Raw genomic sequence first — 2,698 nt, forward strand, 5'->3', positions numbered from 1 at the left:
ATAATGATTAAATTTTATGAATTTTTAAAATTTATTATTTTGCCGTTAACAATATTGGAAAGCAAAATATCAACTAAATTAAGATTAAGAAAAGAGGGCATAATAATAATTGCAAGAAAATAAACCCTAATCCCCACAATATACCCCCCCATTTCTCGAATTAACACTCTTTGCTTACAAAACTTAAATACCCGTTACTCCTTTAGAATTAACACAGGAGGTAAAAACAAAAATGGAAAACCAAGAGTCAAGCCAGAACAGAATTGAGCCAAAAATAAGCGTAAGCAAAGATGGCAAGTGGCTCATAATAAGAGTTCCGCAGTTAGAGCAGCCGATAATAAAACCTGTTGCCTACTTTGAGAAGATTCTGGAACAGGCGAGAACAAGAGCACCTCAAAGCATAAATGACTAAAATGGCAGAAAATCTGGAAACAAAGGCAAGGAAAGCGGTCCTGCAGATACATAAGAAAGTAAGCAGGATTTACGACATTCTGAAAGACGTTGGTATGAAACTTACTCACGTAATTGAACGCAAGTTTGATTACTACACCATGCCAAAAGGCATTGATTATGAGTAAGATACTTTGCTTACAATGTTTAATAGTGCTTTCAGCTACAAAATTTTATGGCACAATGCAAATATTGCGGAGAGAAAGATGAAAGCAAGCTCACAATGAGCACAAGAGTTGTAAACGGTAAGGTAGAAACAACAGATGTCTGCCTTGCCTGTTTCTGGGTAGAAAAATCCAGAGCCGAGGGAAAAGATGGAAACAAATTATCAGAGCAAGCAAGTGAAAGAGCAAATAAATCAACTAGAGGCACTGATCCCTTCGTCTTACCGGAACAATTTAGATACAAAAGATAAGGGAAATACTTCTAAGGATATTTATGAATGTATTGGCTTCTTTGAGAAACTTATTTATGAAGCTGGGAAAGAACTTAAATATGGAAAGAAATAAAAACCCCGTTCGGTAATTCAAATCCCGGTGTGGGCGTCCAATTATAGAACGGGGTTTTAGAAAGGTTTAAAAATCCCCTTTTCCTGCTTTTCTCTCATGAAAAAAGATCCTTATAATCATCAGAAACTATTTGAAAACTGGTTGCAGCAAGTTGATAAGAAGCACAAGATAAAAGAACTCAACGACAAAAACTCGGCATGGGTAATATCTTTTATAAAAGACTTTAAAATAGGACTTAATGTTTCCCGACATAGCAGAAAAGGGGAAAGGAGCTACACGAGGCTAAATCATCTCAGACAAAAAATCATATTTATGATTAAACTATTAGAATCAAGAAAAATCAGTGATATTACAAAATTGAATGCTAAGGATTTGCATGAATTATTTAGTGACATGAGAAAAGGGAAAATAAAAACTAGATTCGGTACGTATTATAAATCTGCTGGGGATTATGTAAAAGTTTTTAAAACATTCTGGCACTGGTATCAGAAAGTAATGAGAAATAAAGGCAAAAACATAGCAGATATCACAGAGGACCTAGATACAAGAGGAGAAAAGCCTGCATTCGTATATTTTACGAAAGATGATTTTGACAGGATTATAAAAAAAACAAGTTATGACTTAAAGCCAATTCTTGCATTAGCTTTTGACGGTGGAATAAGAGTCACGGAATTAATTAACATTAAAGTTTCTGATTTTTCAAACGATTTCAAGGAGTTAAACATAAGAGAAGAAACCAGTAAAACATTTGGCAGAAAAATCAAGCTTATGCTTTGTTCTGAGCAAATAAAGAGTTATGTAGAAAAGATGGAATTAAAATCCAATGATTATGTTTGCAGAAAAAATCCGCCAATGATAAATAAGGAGTTAAGGAAACTCGGGAAAAGCTTATTAACACCGGAACAGATAAAATCCAAAAATCTGAGTTTATATGATTTCAGACACAGTTCTGCCTGTTTTTGGCTACCGAGATACAAGAGCGAGAGTGCCTTAAAATACCGCTTTGGATGGAAAAAATCTGATATGATTTATTATTACACAGAGCTTCTTGGTATGAAAGACACCATAAACGAAGAAGATATGTATGCTGATGTGACAAAAACAGAATTAGAAAAGGAAATAGCCAAACTGAAAAAAGATTTTAAAAAACTGGCAATTATAACTAAAATCTCATGGGAAGCTGCAAGCAAAAATAAAGATGTCAAGGCAGAATTAAAAAGAGTTGCAAAGAGAATGATACTTAAAGACGAGCTTGTTTACCCCCTCATTGATGACAAGTCCTGATTTGTTTCTGTTTCTTATGTTCATTCCCCCCTCTCTCACTCTATCATCAGAATCAAATCCTCTAATCACTCATTCTCTCCTCTAAAAATTCTCTCTCTTAAAAACTACTTCCTTCATAAATCTAATCTCTTACTTAAAATCCTTGCCTTGCCTAAACATCTTGCGCACCTGCCTAAACGCCTTAGCCTTGCCTAAACGTCCTTGCTCTTGCCTAAACATCTTGCTCTTGCCTAAATGCCTCTGCACTACCTAAACGTCCTTGCACTTACTAAACGTCCTTGCTCTTGCCTAAACATCTTGCCTTGCCTAAACATCTTGCTCCTGCCTAAATGCCTCTGCACTACCTAAACGTCCTTGCACTTACTAAACGTCCTTGCTCCTGCCTAAATGCCTCTGCACTACCTAAACGTCCTTGCACTTACTAAACGTCCTTGCTCCTGCCTAAATGCCTCTGC

General features: G+C 35.8%; 4 protein-coding genes. All 4 read left to right on the forward strand.

All coding sequences use genetic code 11. The features are described from left to right. Positions 1-232: 232 nt before the first annotated feature. The 4 genes from KKC91_02195 to KKC91_02210 all read left to right on the forward strand — a co-directional run bounded on the left by KKC91_02195 (position 233) and on the right by KKC91_02210 (position 2,243). Positions 233-412, forward strand: coding sequence for a hypothetical protein (locus KKC91_02195; GenBank protein MBU0477361.1), 180 nt, complete (start codon positions 233-235; stop codon positions 410-412). Beyond that, positions 405-578, forward strand: coding sequence for a hypothetical protein (locus KKC91_02200; GenBank protein MBU0477362.1), 174 nt, complete (start codon positions 405-407; stop codon positions 576-578). Before KKC91_02195 ends, KKC91_02200 begins: the two co-directional genes overlap by 8 nt. Positions 579-625: 47 nt before the next feature. Next, positions 626-865 carry a hypothetical protein gene (locus KKC91_02205; protein MBU0477363.1) on the forward strand — a complete coding sequence of 80 codons (240 nt, stop codon included), beginning with the start codon at positions 626-628 and terminating at the stop codon, positions 863-865. 190 nt (positions 866-1,055) lie between these two features. After that, on the forward strand, positions 1,056-2,243 hold the full coding sequence (locus tag KKC91_02210) for a site-specific integrase (protein MBU0477364.1): 1,188 nt from the start codon (positions 1,056-1,058) through the stop codon (positions 2,241-2,243). Positions 2,244-2,698: the final 455 nt, after the last annotated feature.

The organism is bacterium (genome assembly GCA_018812485.1).
Taxonomy (GTDB): Bacteria; JAHJDO01; JAHJDO01; order JAHJDO01; family JAHJDO01; genus JAHJDO01.

What these genes read in the sequence shown, in the direction of transcription:
- KKC91_02195 (MBU0477361.1), top strand. Translation starts at nt 233, where the DNA reads ATGGAAAACCAAGAGTCAAGCCAGAACAGAATTGAGCCAAAAATAAGC.
- KKC91_02200 (MBU0477362.1), top strand. Translation starts at nt 405, where the DNA reads ATGACTAAAATGGCAGAAAATCTGGAAACAAAGGCAAGGAAAGCGGTC.
- KKC91_02205 (MBU0477363.1), top strand. Translation starts at nt 626, where the DNA reads ATGGCACAATGCAAATATTGCGGAGAGAAAGATGAAAGCAAGCTCACA.
- KKC91_02210 (MBU0477364.1), top strand. Translation starts at nt 1,056, where the DNA reads ATGAAAAAAGATCCTTATAATCATCAGAAACTATTTGAAAACTGGTTG.